General features: G+C 37.3%; 16 protein-coding genes and 4 pseudogenes. 13 read left to right on the top strand and 7 right to left on the bottom strand.

The genetic code is table 11. The annotated features are described in order from the left end of the window. Positions 1-146 precede the first annotated feature (146 nt). Complete coding sequence (locus AC0VX1_RS22720; RefSeq protein WP_475469146.1) at positions 147-1,421, top strand: IS110 family RNA-guided transposase; 1,275 nt, start codon at positions 147-149, stop codon at positions 1,419-1,421. A 586-nt stretch (positions 1,422-2,007) separates the two neighbouring features. Here the strand turns inward: AC0VX1_RS22720 and AC0VX1_RS22715 are convergent. Beyond that, positions 2,008-2,154 (bottom strand): hypothetical protein, encoded by a 147-nt coding sequence (locus tag AC0VX1_RS22715; RefSeq protein ID WP_413010320.1) that lies wholly within the window; start codon positions 2,152-2,154, stop codon positions 2,008-2,010. A gap of 320 nt (positions 2,155-2,474) precedes the next feature. On the opposite strand from AC0VX1_RS22715, the gene AC0VX1_RS22710 reads away from it, so the two are divergent. From AC0VX1_RS22710 to AC0VX1_RS22695, 4 genes and pseudogenes are all read left to right on the top strand, one after another. After that, positions 2,475-3,065, top strand: a complete 591-nt coding sequence (locus AC0VX1_RS22710) for a molybdopterin-dependent oxidoreductase (protein ID WP_413010319.1) — start codon at positions 2,475-2,477, stop codon at positions 3,063-3,065. A gap of 367 nt (positions 3,066-3,432) precedes the next feature. Next, entirely contained in the window at positions 3,433-3,948 is a 516-nt protein-coding gene (locus tag AC0VX1_RS22705) for a hypothetical protein (protein WP_413010318.1), read from the top strand. Between the two features lie 286 nt (positions 3,949-4,234). Beyond that, on the top strand, positions 4,235-4,429 hold the full coding sequence (locus tag AC0VX1_RS22700; RefSeq protein WP_081109037.1) for a CDGSH iron-sulfur domain-containing protein: 195 nt from the start codon (positions 4,235-4,237) through the stop codon (positions 4,427-4,429). A 278-nt stretch (positions 4,430-4,707) separates the two neighbouring features. Beyond that, positions 4,708-5,985 (top strand): annotated as a pseudogene (locus tag AC0VX1_RS22695) (IS110 family RNA-guided transposase). 524 nt (positions 5,986-6,509) lie between these two features. Here AC0VX1_RS22695 and AC0VX1_RS22690 read toward each other — a convergent pair. From AC0VX1_RS22690 to AC0VX1_RS22680, 3 genes are read right to left on the bottom strand one after another with little or no spacing between them, the layout of a single operon-like run. Continuing rightward, positions 6,510-7,589 (bottom strand): NAD(P)H-dependent flavin oxidoreductase, encoded by a 1,080-nt coding sequence (locus AC0VX1_RS22690; protein WP_413024661.1) that lies wholly within the window; start codon positions 7,587-7,589, stop codon positions 6,510-6,512. Between the two features lie 45 nt (positions 7,590-7,634). Then, the gene (locus AC0VX1_RS22685) at positions 7,635-8,831 is read right to left on the bottom strand and encodes a YbfB/YjiJ family MFS transporter (protein WP_475469143.1); all 1,197 of its coding nucleotides are present in this window, start codon (positions 8,829-8,831) and stop codon (positions 7,635-7,637) included. 46 nt (positions 8,832-8,877) lie between these two features. Then, positions 8,878-9,267, bottom strand: a complete 390-nt coding sequence (locus tag AC0VX1_RS22680; protein ID WP_034304408.1) for a tautomerase family protein — start codon at positions 9,265-9,267, stop codon at positions 8,878-8,880. Between the two features lie 167 nt (positions 9,268-9,434). Here AC0VX1_RS22680 and AC0VX1_RS22675 point away from each other — a divergent pair, with 167 nt between their 5' ends. Further along, positions 9,435-10,331 (top strand): LysR family transcriptional regulator, encoded by an 897-nt coding sequence (locus tag AC0VX1_RS22675; protein WP_475469141.1) that lies wholly within the window; start codon positions 9,435-9,437, stop codon positions 10,329-10,331. Positions 10,332-10,521: 190 nt separating this feature from the next. On the opposite strand, the pseudogene AC0VX1_RS22670 reads toward AC0VX1_RS22675, so the two are convergent. Continuing rightward, positions 10,522-11,757 (bottom strand): annotated as a pseudogene (locus AC0VX1_RS22670) (IS110 family RNA-guided transposase). A gap of 405 nt (positions 11,758-12,162) precedes the next feature. On the opposite strand from AC0VX1_RS22670, the gene AC0VX1_RS22665 reads away from it, so the two are divergent. Next, positions 12,163-12,519 carry an MmcQ/YjbR family DNA-binding protein gene (locus AC0VX1_RS22665; RefSeq protein ID WP_095396301.1) on the top strand — a complete coding sequence of 119 codons (357 nt, stop codon included), beginning with the start codon at positions 12,163-12,165 and terminating at the stop codon, positions 12,517-12,519. A 313-nt stretch (positions 12,520-12,832) separates the two neighbouring features. Here AC0VX1_RS22665 and AC0VX1_RS22660 read toward each other — a convergent pair whose 3' ends face one another. Together AC0VX1_RS22660 and proC are read right to left on the bottom strand one after the other, a co-directional pair. Beyond that, positions 12,833-13,891 carry a YkvI family membrane protein gene (locus AC0VX1_RS22660; RefSeq protein WP_413024658.1) on the bottom strand — a complete coding sequence of 353 codons (1,059 nt, stop codon included), beginning with the start codon at positions 13,889-13,891 and terminating at the stop codon, positions 12,833-12,835. 127 nt (positions 13,892-14,018) lie between these two features. Beyond that, positions 14,019-14,918, bottom strand: a complete 900-nt coding sequence (gene proC / locus AC0VX1_RS22655; protein ID WP_475469139.1) for a pyrroline-5-carboxylate reductase — start codon at positions 14,916-14,918, stop codon at positions 14,019-14,021. Positions 14,919-15,411: 493 nt separating this feature from the next. Here proC and AC0VX1_RS22650 point away from each other — a divergent pair. The 6 genes and pseudogenes from AC0VX1_RS22650 to AC0VX1_RS22625 all read left to right on the top strand — a co-directional run. Further along, positions 15,412-15,678, top strand: a pseudogene (locus tag AC0VX1_RS22650) (TIGR04104 family putative zinc finger protein); the annotation flags it as partial. Positions 15,679-15,787: 109 nt separating this feature from the next. Continuing rightward, a complete protein-coding gene (locus AC0VX1_RS22645; RefSeq protein ID WP_475469137.1) occupies positions 15,788-16,543 on the top strand; it encodes a class I SAM-dependent methyltransferase in 756 nt (251 codons plus the stop codon). Between the two features lie 85 nt (positions 16,544-16,628). After that, positions 16,629-17,900 carry an MFS transporter gene (locus AC0VX1_RS22640; protein ID WP_413024655.1) on the top strand — a complete coding sequence of 424 codons (1,272 nt, stop codon included), beginning with the start codon at positions 16,629-16,631 and terminating at the stop codon, positions 17,898-17,900. Positions 17,901-18,580: 680 nt separating this feature from the next. Further along, positions 18,581-18,970: pseudogene (locus AC0VX1_RS22635) on the top strand (IS110 family transposase); the annotation flags it as partial. 335 nt (positions 18,971-19,305) lie between these two features. Then, a complete protein-coding gene (locus AC0VX1_RS22630; RefSeq protein ID WP_413010310.1) occupies positions 19,306-20,124 on the top strand; it encodes an alpha/beta fold hydrolase in 819 nt (272 codons plus the stop codon). 174 nt (positions 20,125-20,298) lie between these two features. Continuing rightward, positions 20,299-20,682: a YkvA family protein gene (locus AC0VX1_RS22625; protein WP_328118549.1), complete on the top strand. Its 384-nt coding sequence runs from the start codon at positions 20,299-20,301 to the stop codon at positions 20,680-20,682. Positions 20,683-20,866: the final 184 nt, after the last annotated feature.

Here is a 20,866-nt window from a genome sequence, read left to right as displayed (position 1 = left end):
AAGAAGTTTCGCTTTTCTTCTTGAACTAAAGGGTGCGTTAGCATTCCTGTAGTTCGTTATTTTTGAACTTTGATAAAAATAGGGCTCCTCAGTAAGATATGAGTAAGACGCGACTCTAACTCAAAACCTTAGGAGGAACCCATACTATGAAGTTTAAAATGCAGGACAAACAAAATCAACTAATAGAAAGAATTACTGATAAGCATCTCGTTGTTGGGGTGGATATTGCACAACAATTTCACGTTGCTCGAGCCGTAAATTATCGAGGGATCGTAGTAGGGGAGCCTCTTAACTTTGAAAATAACGAAGAAGGCTTTAACAGATTTCTAGAATGGATCAATAAACTAAAAGGTAAAAACAGCTTAGACACAACTATAGTCGGTATGGAACCTACAGGTCATTACTGGATTAATCTATCGAAATGGTTATCTAACGAAAAGATTGATGTCGTAACAGTCAATCCTCACCTTGTAAAAAGAAATAAAGAAAATCGAGATAACACTCAGTCCAAAAGTGATAAAAAAGACGCTCTCGTGATTGCGGATATGGTGAAGAATGGATACTATGCCTTTGTTCGTTCAACTCCAGAGTCTTTCGAAAAACTTCGAGTCCTTATGTCTAACCGTGACGTAATCGTTAAACGTCTCGTTAGTTCTATTAACCAATTAAATCGTTGGGTAGATGTTGTTTTTCCTGAGCTACGGCAATTGTTTAAAGATGTGAAAGGCAAAGGGGCTATCGCAACTCTACGATTATTTCCGACACCAATCGAGTTACGTTCGATGGAACCTCAAGATATTGTGGCCAAATGGAAATCCGTAATGAAGCGTCAGCCTGGGCTGAAAAAAGCTTATCAACTTATAGATTTAGCTAAGCGTTCTATCGGATCGCACCAAGCACATGATGCTTACAAGCTACATTTAGAACAACTACTGGAAGAGTATGATCTAGCTACAAAGCAACTCGAAAGAGTGGAACAAGAAGTCACTAACGTGCTTCAACGAATTCCTTTCGCAAAGAAACTGCTCGCTATAAAAGGGATCAGTGAAATCTCTTTAGCTGGCATTTTAGGGGAAGCTGGAGATTTAAGTGGATTCGACCACGGTAATTCTCTACTTCGACATGCAGGGTTACATCTTTCCGAGGCGAGCTCTGGTAAATGGAAAGGACAAATTGTCATTTCTAAACGAGGGAGATCCAGACTGCGGCGTTTCTTATACTTAGCGACGATGAGCCTTGTCATGAATAACCCTGAGTTTAAAGCGTTGCACGCCAATAATGTTAAGGTGAAAAATATAAAGAAAATGAAATCAATTATGAAATTGGTTGGTAAACTGGCTCGAGTATTTGTAAGCATAGCCAAACGAAATGAATCGTATTCTCCAGAAAAATTACAACTTTTTTCAGCTCTGGCAGCGTAGTTTTTATTGAATAAATGATGCTTTTCAGGTTCTCGAAGGGAACCACTTAAAAATCATTAACATGATTTTCAGCTTATCTTTTGTCGAATGTTTTCTTATTCGTAGGATTTTAAAGATGCACGGAGTACCAGATTTATTGAACAAAAGGGCACTGACCCATTAGGTTAGCATAACTGGCCTCCACCCCTTGGATAGGCATGACGAAGGAATGAGAGGGCATATTTTTTTATGACCCGTTGAGACATGGGAGGGAAAGCCTCCAGGGGCGGCGTGGAGATTACGTGCATTATATGGTAAAATATGGAGTTATTTATTACTCCTTTATTTAACTATGTCTCCACGAAGTCATAATAATCTAAGCTCAATGCTTTTAACCGTTAATGTATTTTCAAGGGTTATGAAATCCTGCGAATAAGTGAGCATTCGAGAGATATAGCTATCATACTGAGGGAGTTCAATAAGGGAAGTTACTGAAGCAACCTTTTTGTTATGCAACTAAAGGGGCAGTAAAAAAAAGAAGCTGCCTCATTGGCAGCTTGATAATGTTATATTTTACCTATTTTATCCTTAATTCCCCTTCGGTCTGTTACATATTTTTACTTTTAGGTTGCTGAATAGATACTTGTTTTGGTCGTTCTGGATATGGTCTCTTTCCCTCATCGTCAGGACCAGTCAGGTCATTTCTTTTATCTAAGACTTTCCCCGTATACTCAATAGGATTTCTATTTTCCATAATTCTCACCTCAATAAATAGGATGGATTAAATACAAAAATCAATAACAGGTAATTTCTTCTTAAAAAAGAACCTCAATCATTCGACCATTTATACTTAATGGCATATAAGGAGGGTTCAATAAAGAAAGATCGCCTTTTCCTTATTCAAGTAAATGGCAGGATAGTCGAATAAGAAATTTATGGGAATATACTGGTTCCAAATTTTAGGTAAATCCCAAATAACGGATTTGACTACAGTTTGCTTTCATTATTTTGAAGCATACTATACAAAGCACTATGATTTAATTAACGTTTAAGATGAAAAAGGGATGGTGTAAGATGAAAAAGCAACTTCCACCTGGCCAATTCGAAACAGAAAAATGGCCAATACTGCACACAGGGGATGTTCCAGAGTTTAATGAAATCACATGGGATTTCAGACTTTTTGGTGAGGTGAAGGAAGAAAAGTCCTTATCCTATAAGGAAATCATGGAGCTTCCCAAGACCATATCAAACGTTAACATGCATTGTGTTACCACCTGGTCTAAATTTGATACAACTTTTGAAGGAATTGCACTTAGAGAGTTATTGAAATTTGTTGAAATTAATGAAGGTGTAAAATACATTAAAATTTACGGTTACTACAATGGGGACAGATTTGGTTATTCTGCAAACCTGTCGCTAGAGCCTTTATTAGGGGACGATTCTTTGTTTGTATACCGTTGGAAGGATAAAAATCATGATTGGCATGATATTGATCCAAAACATGGTTATCCACTAAGGTTTATTCCACCAGAAGTATTTTATTTATGGAAAGGCTCAAAGTGGGTTTCAGGGATTGAGTTTATGAAAGTAGACGAGGCTGGTTTTTGGGAAGAGCTTGGCTATTCGATGACAGCAAATCCATTTAAAGAAGAGCGGTACCGTTAACACAGATTCGTCTATGAAACAAAAAGGAGGAAAAAGCTAACGGGTTCTTGTATTCATTAGTTAACTGTTTGGACAGTCTTTTCCTATTTCGAAGTAAGTTTGTGAAAGCATTCACTTAAACTAACGGGGCAGTTTAGTTCAACAAGAAAATTGACTCATAAATGTCACATTAGACGAAAATTGCGACAAAAAGAAGTACAATTAATCAGCAGTATATTTAGTTAATTCATCAAATTCTTTACCAGAGACATACCGATGCTTATAGGAAATTACACTATATTTACTATATTTCTCACCCGGTATACGAATAGTCATACGAATTAACTTATAGAATATGTAGAGTGTAGGTTCATTTGAAGGAAATGAGGTGGCTATCATAAAGAAAATTCTTAGTTTATTGTTTTTGTTTGTATTGTTTATTGGTGTAGTTGCTTGTAACAAGGGTGTGGCCAAAGAAGACGTGGCGAAAGAGGCTGATATAGAAAAATTCGTTAAAGATTACAGTACGGAACGATATAACGTTAAAGACCCCTCTAATCCTCCGTCTTCAGATGAAATTGCAAACAAGGTTAAAGAATATTTATCAAAAGATGAATATGATGCTCAAATAGCTAACCGTTATTATTCAATACCATCAATGGTAGCCAAGGAAGTTAATAAAAGTATTGAGGTACAAAACCTTAACCTTGAAGAACAAAGTAAAAATGATGATAGTACAATTGATTATAAATACACTTTAAAATTTAAGCTTTATGACGAGGAGTCATCTAAAGTTTATGATAAAGAAGGAGAGCTAACTATCTCTACTAAAGATAATGAATTAAAAATCACTCGTGATTGGAGTAGAGGGGTGAAAATTGACGGTTTAGATGGTGGACTTTAATAAGAGCTTATAGAACTAACGGGTGCGATTCTTCATTAAGAAGGATTGCTTTTTCTTATGCAGCTAAAGGGTCAGGTTAGTAGAATAAGGTTTTTGGAACTTTTTAAAGTAATATCCTCTAAAAATAAGGGGGAGGGCGATAAAAATGTGGTGTGTTTTTATTGGTATAACACTTCTTCTTTTGGTAATTGCAGGATGTCAATCAAATAATATTGAGGAAGTAGAACTTATTTATCGTTTAAAGTTATTCCCCCATGGAAAAAATGTTTTAAAAAAGAGGTGATTTATTATAGCTACTATTAAAGTTAATGATAATGGTTCATTACGTGTATCAGGAAATGTAGAGCTAGTCGATGGTGAAGGGAATAAAATTGAAACAAAAGAAGCCTTTTCCCTATGCAGATGTGGACTTTCCGATAATAAACCTTTTTGTGACGGATCCCACAAAAGTAATTTCGAAAGCGTAGTTAGGGCAGAATAAAGCTAGTAGGACAGAAGCTTTAGGGCACTCTTTTGGGAAATCGAACCCCAAAAAGCCGCCCGATTCATTTTTCTTTTACGCAAGAGTATGTTGTTGAACTATCGGGTGCGTAAGTTGAGAACCGGGGCTGCCATTTGGTGGCCTTTTTGCTTAATGAACTAAAGGGGCAGCATTCCTGTTAGAAGGATGTTCGAGGTCTTGAAAGAAAAAGAGCCCTCTTGTATGATGCATGAGTGTCAACGACCATTGACCCAGTATCATACAAGGAGGACTTCTCTATGCAGTTTAAATGGAATGAAAAAATTAATCAAGTTACTGAAAATACACTCGTTGTTGGTATGGATATTGCCAAGCGTGTTCATTATGCTTGTTTTGTTGATGAACGAGGGCGCGTGATAGAAAAAGCCTTCGCAGTACATCAATCATAAGAGGGCTTTGAACACCTGTATAAAAAGATTCGTCAAATAATGAAGGAAGCTAAGAAAACAGAAGTAATTGTTGGAATTGAGCCAACAGGCCACTACTGGATGAACTTAGCCAATTTCTTAGATCATTACGGCATACCACTAGTCATGGTGAATCCAATGCATGTCAAACGATCGAAAGAACTGTACGATAATTTACCGACAAAGAATGATAAAAAAGATGCATTAGTCATCGCTCGTTTATTGAAAGATGGACGTTTTAGCTATCCACGTTTATTAAAAGAAGTAGAAGCAGAACTTCGTATCGGATCTACTCTTCGTTCAAAGTTAACGGAAGATTTAGCGAGTATTAAAAACCGAATCATTCGTTGGCTTGATCGATATTTTCCCGAGTTTACTCCAGTCTTTCCGGCTTTCGGAAAGATGGCTCTAGCTACATTGGAAATGACTCCGTTGCCACAGGATATCGATGGAAAAAGTGCTGAGGAGCTTGTCTTTCTTTACCGTAAGGTAAAGGGAATGAGAGCCCCACAGCTACCAAAAGCAAAGCTACTCATTGAAGCAGCGACAAACTCCATTGGACTGACAGAAGGGACACAGATGGCCCGACATGAAATTGCCACACTCCTGCGTCAGTATCGCTTACTAGAAAACGAAATTGAATCTGTGAATAGTCAATTATCCGAAATGGCCCAAAGAACTATGGAATATGAGCTGCTTGCTTCAGTTCCTGGATTAGGAGATGCAACCATTGTTGTTTTGCTTTTAGAAGTTGGAAGATTTTCACTTTATGAAAATCCACGCCAATTGATTAAACTAGCGGGATTAACATTACGGGAAAACTCATCTGGTCAACATAAGGGACAAAAACATATCTCCAAACGAGGAAGAAAGCGACTTAGATATATTCTTTTCAAAGTAATAGTACCACTCATTCGTCACAACAAGGGGTTTAAACAGCTTCATGAATATTACACAACACGCCAACAAAATCCCTTACGCGGAAAGCAATCGATGGTGGTACTCTGTGGTAAATTGTTGAAAGTATTGCATGGTATATGTAAAAAGAAAGTCCATTTTAATGAGCAGAATATGATGAAGGATCTCTACTGCCTCTCAAAGGCAGCGTAAGCATTTCTAACTATCGATTTATAACAAGACGGATGACACGGAGAAGCCAGCAACATTACTAAACTAAGACCAAGAGTCCCCGGGGCAGCTTAGCATTAGCAGGCCTCTGCCTTATGAATAGACCGAACGAAGGAATGTAAGCGCAAATGACGCTAAGAGACATGGGAGGGTACGTCATCATAAGTTTCGCAGAGATCTATTGTGCATCACATAGTGGAGAAAATAGCTAATGATTTCCATTAGTTTTAGCGAAGCGTACGCTCAATTTAGTAATAAAAACTAGAATTTCAATACTCTGTTTAAAAGGAGATTTAAAAAATAAATTCCCTCATATACCGAGTGATGCAAACCGTTGATACATCAATGTTTATAGAGGGAGGATAGTTTACAAACACAAAATGCGTTATTGTATAGTAAAACCATAAAAAAATGGTCAACCAGAAATATCTGATTAACCTTACTAATATCTTTAGCAATTTATTTAAAAAAGAAAGCTAAATAAAGGCAATGAGTTATTATGACCTTTATATATATAAGTTTATACTTTTAGCTTCTGCAATAATATTTTTAATTAATATTTCAACGGTTTGACTTTTGGCTAATCTTGGACTCTGCCCAGACCAGAGGGACATGAAATCCTGATTATTTTGTCCACTGCACGTTTTTCTAATTACTTGAGTTAATAGGTTTTGAACAGGGAAATCGGGTACAACCAATTCATGCTCCAACATATCTACAATAAATTTGTTTTTAATACCTCTTGCCCATTTACCAGAAAAGGCACGAGTAAAGGTTGTCTGGTCTTCACCAGCATTCAAAATGGCTTCTTTATGTACCTTATGTGCCCCACTTTCTATACAAGTCAAGAAAGCTGTACCCATTTGTACACCTTGTGCTCCTAAGAAGAGTGAAGCCATTAATCCTCTTCCATCCATAATTCCTCCTGCAGCTATAACAGGTATGCTTACATTGTCAACAACCTGCGGAATAAGTGACATTAAACCTACTAGGCTCTCCTGATGACCATCAATAAAGTTCCCGCGGTGCCCGCCAGCTTCACTGCCCTGCACAACAACCATATCCATTCCTGCTTTTTCATTTTCAATGGCTTCCCTCACCGTTGTAGCTGTTCCTATAAGAGTGATGTTATGTTGTTTTAACTCATCCATCACTTCCTGTGGAGGAATACCAAATGTAAAGGAACAAATAGATACATTCTCTTCAATGACAACCTTAACTTGTTCAATAAAGCTTTCAAAAATTGTTTTATACTCAGGAATGTCAAAGCTGTCTTTTGGTTCTAAATTTAATTGCTTACGAATGGTGTGTAACAGCTGGTTAGCTGATTGGACTGCTTCAGGCGTTACGTTAAACTCGTTTGGCACGAAAAGATTGATGCCAAAAGGGTGTGATGTTAACTGCTTAATTTCTCTAATCTGCTCTCTTGATTGTATGGGTGTCTGATAGCCTGCTCCAATCATTCCAAGGCCCCCATTATTGGATACCTCGGCTACTAAATTCGAAGTGGTGATCCCGCCAGCCATAGGAGCTTGTATAATAGGATTCTTAATCTTCAAATGCTTCATCATTTCATTATTTAACATCAATTAATCCCCCGATTTTGTATTTTAACCCCAATTAATTCTCTTCTATTTTTTGTATTGGACGGTTGAATTTCTTATGTTGGGGTTGTTCTCGAAATGAATCCCACTTAAAAGCAAAATTGCCCCAAAGAAGACAACACATGCTGCGCCAATAAAAGCAGCATTAAAATCATGTGTGAATGATGATAAGACTCCAGCAAGAGTTGGTCCTATCAACTGTCCTAAAGCATAAATGGCAGAAAGAATACCAATAGTCCGACTGCTATCAGATGGGTTCATTTCTCGTCCCACTGTTGTAGCCAGGGTGGTGATACCCATAAAAGTGGCTCCAAATAATAAAGCACTTATGACAAAACTAGTTTTTGACATCCAAAAGACTGGCATCGCAATACCCAAGGATTGCAGAGCCATTGCAAGCACTAAAGATTTAATGTATCCCCACTTTTTAGCTAGTAAAGACCAAATGAGACAGGATGGAATCGCAGCCAATCCCACCATCATCCAAACTAAGGTGGCACCATTATGAAAGTATGAGGTCTTTTCAGCGATAGATACGATAAACGTTCCTGTAACAATGTAACCCAATCCTTCTAAACCATACGCAATAATCAACCATATAAGCCATTTAGTGGGGGGCACTTTTACAATCATATCTTGTTTATTTTTCTTCTTAACAACGTTGGGGGTTTCATCGAGCCAGATCCATACAAAGATAGCAAGGATTCCACTCACAACAGCTAGTCCTATCCATGTTCCTTCCCACCGAAATAAATGGTTTAAACTCGGAATCATTAGACTGGATAAAAAGATTCCCAAACCTACTCCCCCATAAAACAACCCCGACCAACTGGTTTTTCTTATAGCCGCAAGTTTATCTAACACGATACCAGAGGCTAAGACCAAAACAAATGCACTGGCAAACCCTGATAGAAAGCGAAGTACATTCCATAGTAAATGAGAGTATGTGAGACCCATTAGGGCAGTGGTTAAGATACTGATGATAAGACTTACTCTTAATAAATTGTTTCTATACTTCTTAAACGGAATGGCACCAGCTAAAATTGCTCCAAGCAAATATCCTGCGTAATTACTAGATGCTATATAACCAGCTGTTGTATTTGATAAAGAAAGGTCTTTTTGCATAAGTGGAAGAATGGGAGTATATGCAAATCTTCCAATCCCCATTGCAATGATTAAAGAAAAGATTCCCCCTATTAAAAAAAGATAAGTTTGCTTCTTCATAGATGCACCTCAATAAAATTGTATATTATAACCATATCTTATTTAGTTATAATGAACCTGTTAGAAACTGTGCTTCTCCTTGCCCAAAACTCCAATCAGCATCGCTGTTTTCTGTTATAGAAACCATCAAGTCTTGTGGAGAAATCCCACATTCTGATTCAAGTTTAAGTGCAAGGAGTGTGTATAATGTTTCTTTCTGTTTTTCAGTTCTTTTTTTACTAACAATACTAATAATTACTAAGTCTCTGCTCCTTTTAAACCCCAGTCCAGTATCCTCGATTATTAGCTCATGCGGTGGGTGCTGATGAACTATTTGATAACGATCACTTTCAGGCACTTGGAAAGCCTCCACCATCGCACGATGAGCTGAATCCAATAATTTTTTAAGAGTTTCCTCGTTTCTTCCTTCTACTAAGTCAAAACGTAATAATGGCATTTTTGTGTGTCTCCCCTCAAAAAGTAATGATGTCTTTAGAGTATCCAGTTAAATGTAGGATATTATAAGCATATCTTTTCTTTGCTATATGGTATAATACATAAAAATGATATTTGGTATCACTTTTAACGATGGCTAAAAGGTATATCAACTAAGGAGAGATCATTTTGGATTTGCATACATTAAAAATTTTCCAGAGTGTTGCTAAGATGGGGAGTATTTCTCAAGCAGCAAGGGAACTTCAATATGCACAGTCAAATATCACGATGAAAATACAGCAGTTGGAATCGGATCTTCAAACAACTCTTTTTTATAGACATAATCGTGGCACTGCATTAACTGACAAAGGAATCATGTTGCTAACATATACAGAAAAAATATTCGATCTTATAGAAGAAACCAAAAGTATGATGAATGATGACCAAACACCTAGAGGTCCGTTAATTATTGGTTCAATGGAAACAACCGCAGCAATTCGTTTACCAGTCTTATTTTCAAAGTATCATAAAGACTTTCCAGAGGTTGATTTAACTTTAAAAACAGGTTCTACAGAACAAAATATTCAAGCAGTTCTTCAGAATGAACTTGATGGAGCATTTGTATCTGGCCCTATTAATCATCCTGATCTCATTCAGAAAGAAGTATTCGAAGAGGAACTAATGCTTATCACAGATACAGTTCATTCTCCAATATCTTCTTCTATCAAAGAAATTCAAACAAGGACGTTGCTTGTATTTCATTCAGGATGTGCATATCGTGAAAAGTTTGAACAATGGTTATCCCAAGAGAAGATGATACCCAATAAGATAATGGAATTTGGCACTATAGATGGAATCATCGGTTGTGTAGCAGCTGGTCTAGGTATAAGTATGCTTCCACAAAGTGTGATTACAAAGCATGTACAAGACGGAATCATTAGACAACATTCAATTCCGAATCTATACGGAAAAGTCAAAACAGTATTCATTTATCGAAAAGATAAGTATGTACCTGCGTCTTTAATTAAATTTATCAATATGATATGTGATGAGGAGGAATTGTTAGATAATAAAAGGTTAATTTAAGTGGAGTGATATTTTCTTCAATTTACAAAGATTGTGAAGGAATGTACTTAAACTAAACCAGCCAATAGTTTGTCAACATTTTTCAATAAACACTTAAAATGTTTCATGTTATACTAAATTTGCGTATGCCAAATAACCTTCCAAGGTTCTCTATTTGGAAAGTTTTGGACTGTTTAGTTATACTTTAAAACTAGGCTAGATCTTGGAAAGTTGATTTGCTTTTTAAAAGTGCATAAATCCAATGTAAGAATTTATTGGCACATGCTATCACAGCTACTTTAAAGGGCTTTCCTTCCTCACGTTTCTTATCATAAAACTCTCGTAATCTCTTGTTACGAGGAATGATTTCATCTGTCGTTTTCTTTTTGCGACAATCACGAATGGCACATTTTACAGCCATATACAAGGCGTGTCGTAGCCTACTAGAACCTCTTTTGGTAATCCGATTTAAAGTACCTTTGAATGTACCAGATTCAAAAAAAACTTGGATCGATTCCGGCAAATGCAACCAGTTTCTTAGGGTGATTAAACCGATCAATTTCCCCAATTTCAGAAATTATCGTGGCAGCGATTTTTTCACCGATACCAGGGATCGATTGGATAATCTTACACTCTTCAATACCTTTTGCTAAAGCATCTATCTCATCTTCAAGCTTGGATAGATGCTTTTTGTATTCTAGAAGCATATTAATATACATATCCAGGCTTAAGGTCAGACTATGATATAGGTTTTTCTGAAATGGATTTTGAGCTGCGGCGGCCATCAATTTTTCTGTCTGACTGTCTGCCCATTTTTGCGAACGACTTTTACATAATTCCTTTATTTTCTTGGCGACTGTCTCTTCACCAGTATCCAGGATTTTTTGTGATGTAGGAAATGTTTGTAAGGTTAGTAAAGAAACATATGAATGTAAGTCACCAAAAACCCCACGGTATTCAGGAAACACTTGATCCAGAATTTCTTGAAATTGTAATTTAGTTTGTACAAACAGGCCTGTAATATTTTCGTGTTGTCTTGTAAGGTTACGTAGGTTTAAGAGTTGGATTCCTCGCTGTTTATACGGCTCCAAGTCCTCTTTATAATACAGCTCGCAGAGATGACGAGCGTCAATAACATCTGTCTTTACCTTGCGTAAACTAGAACTTTTAGCTCGATACGATATGAGTGGATTTACGATAATCAATAAGTACCCTATATCCTCGAAAAACTGGACAACTGGTGTATGATAATGTCCAGTGGATTCTAATACAATGGGAGGCCGTCCCCGGATACATTTTCTACTTCTCTAATAAAGTCTAGAAGACTAGCTAATCCTTCAAGAGTATGTGCTACTTTAAAGCTTTTTTTGTAAGGCTGCTTTTTATCCAAGAAAGCTAGAACCTGACTTTCCCCTTTTGCCACATCCAGACCAACAACTGGATTCATAAATTATCTCCTCCTCATATAAAGTCACCGGTACCCCATTTCCTTCTTGTAGTATCATAGCTTCGCTTGTTATACGAGATCATAGTCCCAACCAGCCTCAATCATGTTTCTACAAGTAGGGGGCGAACTGTTTAGTTGACGGGATCAAGTCCCACGGGTGCGGACGTTCTACCCCGGCTACGGTTATCATATATCGATATAAAAAATGGTCAACCAGAAATATTTTCTGGATGACCTTATAATACGAACGGGTGCGTTAGCTGAAGATCGGAGCTGTCTTTAAGGCAGCTTTTTCTTATGGAACTATAGGGGCTGGTTAGTGCAATAAAGCGTCCAGGGGTTATAATTAAGGATGCAGCTTTATTAAAAAACTGACAAGTTATTATGTTAGAGAAGAGGTTAACAATGAAAAATAGAGAGGGAGCTATCGGTTACTGTTTGGGAATGGGTAATACATATGAAGATTATCCATTTCGTGATAAGAATTGGACGTTAATGCGACATATAGATAACAAGAAAGTGTTTGCGTGGATATTTGAAAAAGATGGCCATATTTGGATTAATGTGAAATGTGAACCCGGTTTGTTGGATTATTGGCGTCAGATTTACCATTCGGTAGTTCCGGCATTTCACCTTAATAAGGACCATTGGAATTCGATAATTCTTGACGGTACTGTTCCAAAGGAAGACATTTACGAAATGATAAAACAAAGCTATATGTTAACTAAAAAAAATAATAGTAAAGTTAATTTCAAAAAGTGAAGGCATTGATTCAGCGGGCAGGTTAGTTTAATAAGAATCATCAAATTGGTAGGAGGAAAATATGAAGAAGAAATCCCTTTGCAAGAAGGTAAAGTGATTTTTTTTAAGAATCGGATTTTTGGGATGATTGGTTAGCAAGATGCCATCAAAACGGCGACAAACAATTTTAATTTAAAAAATGTTTTTATCAGAAGTCATCACACCTCGCGGATAGGGAAGAATTATATATTGATAAAACAAGAGAGGTAATACCAGAATTACCTCAAAAGACCTTTCTACACATGGGTAGAAAGGTTGGTTAAACAATCCTAATTTAATTTTCTTTCGTTAATCGACTCATTCGGAATGGAGTAATGATGAGAACGATAATAAGGACAATTCCCATATAGCCAAAGATTGGATAGAGAGAGGAAACAAGTTTAGTGAAGCCAAAGAAGCTTGCTATAAATCCGATCAATAGTGATGAAATAACGATCACTTTAAATTTTGTGGTCTGCGGATTTGAAAAGCGTGTTCCAAATGAGTAGAACATGCTGACTGCCGTATTGAAAATCATAGCGAACAGAACGAGAGAGTACAGAATACCTAGGAGAGGTGAAATACTGTTGGCGATTCCCAGCATGGGCATATCCAAGCCCGATACAGTATTAATATTTGAGAAAATAGTAAGGTGACTAATTATAAGAAGTAGACCTAAAGCGATCCCTCCTGTAAGCCCTCCAATGGATGATATCCTTTCATCGGGTTCATTTCCACCCATAACAAGTGTCATGGAAGCCCCCATTGCAATGGTTATTGAAATATAGTTTATTGTAGATATAAGCCAATGTCCCGCAGCTGAATTTTGTTCCAGCGCATGTGGTTCAAGTGACGAAAAAGATGAATTCATTGTAAACATACTATAAATGAATAGAAAAAGTACGACAAGAATCAGAAATGGTGTGACGGATGCAATTACCTTAATCACACGGTCGACTTTCAGCATAACTGTTATCATAACAAGAACAGTCATAAGGATGGTTCCAATATAGGAAGGTAATCCGAATTGCTGATCAAAGATCGAGCCTGACCCCGCAATCATGACAATTCCTATACCAAATAGGATGGCGTTCAGAACATAATCAATGATACAGCCGAGAAAGCGACCACAAATCTTATAAATTACTTCCTGATGCGAATCTGTTTGTGTACGACTGCCAAGCTTCATCAGAATCATTCCAAGGTATGCAAAAATAGCGACTGAAATGATAGCTCCAATTGTGCCCAAGTTCCCGAAGCTTACAAAATAAAGCATGGTTTCTTGTCCTGAGGCGAACCCTGCTCCGACTAGAATTCCGATAAAAGCGCTAGCGATCTTAAGGATTCTCTTCATGTTGTCCTCCGTTTTTCTTACGTTTATATTTTTTTCTTAATTATTTGATAGGAGTGTTATTTGATAACCACATCTTTTGATACATATAATTTCCTAAGGAGGCTCCATGGTGTATTTATGGAGATGATTAACTTAGACACCGTCCTTTTATGGTACTGAAGTTCCCCAGTATTCTCGGGGGATTAGTCGATTTCCCGTGCGCTACTGCCATCTCTTCATTCAGCTCTTTCGAACGTTTCGCTGCATGATGAATCGCCTGTGAAATGGCTCTGCCACCATTATTTTTCCGTAACGCATCAAGTCCGGATGCTGTCGTTCCATTTGGTGAAGTGACTTTCTCCCTGAGACTTGCCGGTGTCTCGTCGTTCACCATAATCATCTTGGCTGCGCCTAAAATCGTTTGGGCGACAATCTCACGGACCATCGCTTCATCCATCCCCTTTTTAACGCCAGCGTGTTCCATATGCTCCATTAAATAATAGAAGTAAGCAGGTCCGCTTCCTGCAATTCCTGTAAAAATATCCATATGCTCTTCTTCAATTAAGAACACTTTTCCCATACAGCCTAACAGTTCTTTCACTGCTATCACATTGTCCATCGCTGTATGTCTTCCCGGACATAACGCGGTTGCCGACTCCCGGATCATGCTCGACGTATTCGGCATCAGCCGCACAACCTGCTGTCCAAGCTGTAGATGATTTTCCATGAATTCAGTGGAAATGCCCGCTAAAACAGAAATTACAACTTGATCCACTCTTATTTTATCTTTGAGTGCATCAAGAGCATCTGCTGCTCCCTGGGGCTTCATTGCCAAAATGAAGAAATCAACTTCTTCATATGGTAATGCATCCTGATGGACCGCATGGACTCCATACACGTGATTCATTTCCTCGAGTCGTAATTGATTGCTGCGATTTGTCACATAAATTCTTTCTGCTGGTATGCTCCCAATCTGCACAATTCCTGAAATCATCGACTCTGCCATCGAACCGGCTCCTAAAAATGCAACAGTTTTATCTCTCAACATTATGCCCTCCTAAAAGTTCATTGTTCGTAATTCCGTTCGTATTTTTTAACCTTGTTATCGTAACATGCTGAGATTTAGATTCAAGGGAAGAGAGGACATTCACAAGGAAAAGGCCGAGATAGTGAAGGGAAGCGTTATCATTTGGGGCTTACATGCCAGTCAGGTCATTTAATCAAGGATAATCGGCTGTAATCGGGGTATTTGCGGATATTTTAGGAAGAAAAACGAAATAAAATTATTGAACTATATGGAGCTGAGTTGAACAATCCAGGTAACTGCGGCACCCCTTTTTCCTATTCCAAAGTTATTTTGTGAAGGGTTGTACTTAAATTAACGGGTGTGTTAGCAAATGATCGGTGCTGTCTTTAAAGGCAGCTTTTTCTTTATACAACAAACTAGTCAGGATAGTTTAGGAATAAATGATATAATTTGTAATATTGATTTAATTGAAAGGAGTTTGCTGCATATGCCAACCTGTTAACAATGTGGCTATAAATGGGGTTGGATAGAGGCCTTTTTTAAAATGTTTACCTTTAAAAAGAAGTTAAGATGTTCATCCTGTGATTCATCCCAAAACGTTTCCAAGAAAACAAGAATGCTATTAAGCCGATTTATATTTATATCTTTATTGATTGTACCGTTAATATCATATGGTGTACCTAAAGGTTGTGTCTTAGCTTTTGAAATAGTTCCGTATGCTTTAGTGATTATTTTGATGCCATTTATATATAAGCTAAGTAACAAGGACGAACAGATGTGATAGTCATGCATTAACAAAAGATCGGAGCTGTCTTTAAGGCAGCTTTTTATTAATGCAACTATAAGGGCAGGGGAATGAATTTAAAGCAAAAGAACAGGGAGGAGTTAACATGAATCAGAATATTGGTACAGAAGAAGCGATTAGAAGGTGGGATAGTTTCGCGGATACATATTCTGAAAATCATACCGAGCAAGGAGATCTTCATAAAGAAGTTTTTTTAAATCCAACTTTATTATCACTTATGGAAACGGTAAGGAATAAAAACGTTTTAGATGCCGGGTGTGGCGAGGGGTATTTAAGTCGAATGTTAGCGAGGTCCGAAGCGACTGTAACGGCTGTGGATTATTCATCACGGATGATAGAAATTGCTAAAGAAAGAACCCCGAATGACTTGTTGATTGATTATAGGCAGGCTAATTGTGAGGACTTGAATTGTTTAGAGGACAAAAGTTTCGATTTAATAGTATCCAATATGGTCATTCAAGATCTTGCAGATTACGAAAAAGCATTTCAGGAAATGTATCGTCTATTAGTAGATGGAGGCTGTTTTATATTTTCGATTTTACATCCTTGTTTTGTTACTCCAGAAAGTGGTTGGGAAAAAACAAAGGGCGGTAAAAAACTGCATTGGAACGTAGATAAATATTTTTATGAAGGTGTGTATGAACAACGTTTAGGTGATAAAGAAAAAATGCTATTCTTTCATAGAACATTAACAAGTTATATAAACACTTTAATCAAAACAGGTTTTATTTTAGAAAGCATAATAGAACCTAAGCCATCAAAAGAGATATTAGAAAAATATCCTTCATTTGAAGAAGATTTCAGATGTGCTGATTTTATAGTTTTTAAACTAAAAAAGTAAAGGTTATAAAAATATTATAAAATCAACAAGAGGAAGGTGTACACGGTGGGGGGAAATTACAGAATGATGAATGAGGTCTTAGCAAATGTCCAGTAAAACATATCAAATGAACCAGAGTTATGCTGATTCTCAAGAAAAACAAAAAATGTTATACAAACGTACATTAATTATTATAAGTATTTCACAAATTTTTGGCGGTGCCGGGTTAGCGGCTGGAGTTACGGTGGGGGCACTTCTTGCACAACAAATGCTTGGCACAGATGCATTTGCTGGAGTTCCATCGGGTTTATTTACTTTAGGATCTGCCGGGGCTGCTTTAATCGTAGGGAGACTTTCTCAACGTTACGGTCGCCGTACAGGTCTAACTGCTGGTTTTTTGATAGGTGGGCTTGGAGCGATAGGAGTCATAACGGCAGCCATCATAAATAGCGTTTTCCTTTTATTTGCTTCCCTGCTCATCTATGGTGCAGGAACTGCGACAAATTTACAAGCTCGTTACGCTGGTACGGACTTGGCTAACAATAAACAGCGAGCCACTGCCATCAGTATTACCATGGTGTTTACAACATTTGGTGCAGTTGCTGGTCCGAATTTAGTGAATATAATGGGGGATTTTGCTCTTTCTATTGGCGTTCCTTCACTCGCTGGTCCTTTCATTTTATCAGCGGCAGCATTTATCTTGGCAGGTCTTGTCCTTTTCGTTTTACTTCGCCCAGACCCATTAGTTATAGCAAGAACAATAGAAGCGTCCAAACAAGAAAGTAATCGATTAGGATTTTCGGCTGATACTGAACAAATGGTAAACAAAAGAGGAATCATTGTTGGTGCGGCAATTATGGTTCTTACTCAAATTGTAATGGTGGCCATTATGACCATGACGCCAGTTCATATGAGACATCATGGACATGACTTGGGTGAAATAGGTCTCGTTATAGGATTTCATATAGCTGCCATGTATCTTCCTTCACTGGTTACAGGTGTCCTTGTTGATAAGTTTGGCCGTACTGCCATGGCTATTGCCTCTGGAGCTACGCTGCTTCTGGCCGGTTTAATATCGGCGATTGCACCAGGCGATTCTATGATTCTCCTAGTTATTGCCCTTTCTTTACTTGGATTAGGATGGAATTTCGGTTTAATAAGTGGGACGGCTCTTATTGTTGATTCAACTGACACTTCGAATCGGGCTAAAACCCAAGGTACGGTGGATGTTTTAATTGCATTATCAGGAGCCTCTGGTGGAGCCTTATCTGGAATGATTGTGGCCGGCTCAAGTTATACAGCATTATCATTTATCGGAGGGTTATTATCTTTATTATTGATTCCAGTGGTCATCTGGTCTCGGGGAAGTGAAAAATAATAAGAAGCCAAATAATAAGTAAAAAAAGTCATTTCCTATCGTACAGGAAATGGCTTTTGAAGGTCATTTTGGAACGCTTGAAACGTTTCCCCCTTTTTTGCCATACAAAAAATCCCCTCCATCCTCGAAGGGGTGCTCTGTTTTGTGCAATAGCATTGGAGAAATGAACAAAGTTAGTATAAAAATTGTTTCTTTTTCATTTAGGTGAATTTTGACATTGTGAGGGGAGGGGTGAAGTTTTGGAAAATACAAGAAAATTAAACAAACAAGAAGCAAATACCTTTGATATTGACTGTTGTTTTAGTTATAGCTGCAATACTGGTTTTTTTATCGGCAGATCGATACCGAATATAGATTTAAGGATATCGATTTTTTTATTTTGATATTGGATTTTTAGTGGCTTTGATTTTGGGAACCAAGGCAAAGCAATTTGGTATAAGAGTAATCAGCGTTTTATTAAAGCTTTCGGGACCATAAAGCAGGTTTTAGCCATAATAAATCCAAATGATTAATTTTAGGTGCTTTAGGAGCTGTCTTTAAGGCAGCTTTTTCTTACGGAACTAACGGGGCAGCATTCCTGTTAGAAGGATGTTCGAGGTCTTGAAAGAAAAAGAGCCCTCTTGTATGATGCATGAGTGTCAGCGACCATTGACCCAGCATCAAACAAGGAGGACTTCTCTATGCAGTTTAAATGGAATGAAAAAATTAATCAAGTTACTGAAAATACACTCGTTGTTGGTATGGATATTGCCAAGCGTGTTCATTATGCTTGTTTTGTTGATGAACGAGGGCGCGTGATAGAAAAAGCCTTCGCAGTTCATCAATCAAAAGAGGGCTTTGAACACCTGTATGAAAAGATTCGTCAAACGATGAAGGAAGCTAAGAAAACAGAAGTAATTGTTGGAATTGAGCCAACAGGCCACTACTGGATGAACTTAGCCAATTTCTTAGATCATTATGGCATACCACTAGTCATGGTGAATCCAATGCATGTCAAACGATCGAAGGAACTGGACGATAATTTACCGACAAAGAACGATAAAAAAGATGCATTAGTCATCGCTCGTTTATTCGTACGCTTCGCTAAAACTAATGGAAATTATAAGCTATTTTCTCCACTATATGATGCACAATAAATCTCTGCGAAGCTTATGATGACGTACCCTCCCATGTCTCTTAGCGTCATTTGCGCTTACATTCCTTCGTTCGGTCTATTCATAACAATTACCCGAAATGGCCCAAACAACTATGGAATATGATTAAAAAAATAAATTTCCTAATATACCGAGTGTGCAAACCGTTGATACACCAATGTTTATAGAGGGAGGATAGTTGAAGAAGGAATTGAAGAAACAAAAAGAGAATAGGTACTGTTAGTTAAAATTTTATAGAAAGAAGGATTAATATGGCATATTGCAAAGTTCGCCAAGCAGAAATTTATTATGAAGATTTAGGGGAAGGAAAACCAATTTTAATGATACACGGTTATTCTCCGGACCATCGATTAATGAGTGGTTGTATGGAACCAATATTTACTAAGAGGGAGGGGTGGCGACGTATTTATATCGACCTGCCTGGGATGGGATTAACAAAAGAATATAACGAAATAAGTAGTTCTGATGAAATGCTGGATGCTGTTTTAGAGTTTATTCAAGCTGTAATTCCTAACCAAGAGTACGTAATTGCTGGGGAATCTTACGGTGGCTATATAGCTAGGGGCATTATTGAAAAGCATCAAGAACAAATACTTGGTGCAGCATTTATATGTCCTCTTATTATTCCTCTTCCAGAAAATAGAACAGTTGAGATACATAAAATAATGAGAACGGATGAGAAGTTTATTGAAAGCCTATCAAAGGGTGAATTAGAAGATTTTAGAAATAACAACATTGTACTTGATGAGTACACATGGTTAAGGTACAACAAAGAAATTGTAAGTGGTTGTAAAATTGGAGATGAAAGGTTCCTAAATAAGGTTAAGAATAAATATGGGTTTTCTTTTAAGATTGACCAGTCTGATTTTATTAAACCCAGTGTATTCCTGTTAGGAAGACAAGACTCTTCGGTGGGATATAAAGATGCTCTTGACATAGCAAACAAGTATCCGCGAGGAACATTTGCTGTATTGGATATGGCAGGTCACAATTTACAAATTGAACAACCACAACTTTTTAGCACTCTATTAAATGAATGGTTGGATAGAATTGAAGAGTTCCAAAACTAATATTTAACGCAGTAATTGAAGTTTGTGAAATAATAGTGCTTAAACTAAAGGTAGCTTTAGCATAGGATCGAAGGCAGCTATTTCATATGGAACGGGGAGGTTAGTGAAATAACAATCCTTTGTAAATCTTATATTGTTATAATAGAAATAAAAGCTTAATTATAGGAGATAAAAATGTTTGATAAAATTAAGATTTGGGCGAGGAGTCTAAAACGGCAAATTTTTATCCTTTACTTTGCTTGTAAAGATGAACGGGTGCCTTGGCATGCAAAGGTATTTACGGCTTGTGTTGTGGCTTATGCATTCAGTCCGATAGACATAATACCCGATTTTATACCCATTCTTGGCTACTTAGACGATGTAATTCTCGTTCCAATAGGGATAATGATCGCATTAAAGATGATACCAAAGAGTGTATTAACCGACTGTGAAGTTAAGGCAGAAGAAATGATGAAAAATGGTAAGCCGAAGAATTGGATAGTCGGCTCACTAATAGTAATGATTTGGGTCTTAATTATAATATGGGCTATTATATATATTTATCGTTTAATGAACTAACGGGTGCTTTACTCACTAGGATGCACAAGAAGACCACTTATAGGTGGTCTCTTTTATTTGTTCAAAAATCAACATTAATCTTTAACAAAGCCATGGTTAAAAAGCGATCTTAATATAGTCAATGGAATCATTCTATTATAAAAAGTGATATTCACTCCATTAATTTGTGGTACAAGAATCGGAT

The sequence above is a fragment of the Peribacillus sp. QJM3NY_7 genome (assembly GCF_056173225.1).
This window is presented reverse-complemented; position numbering and strand designations above follow the sequence as displayed.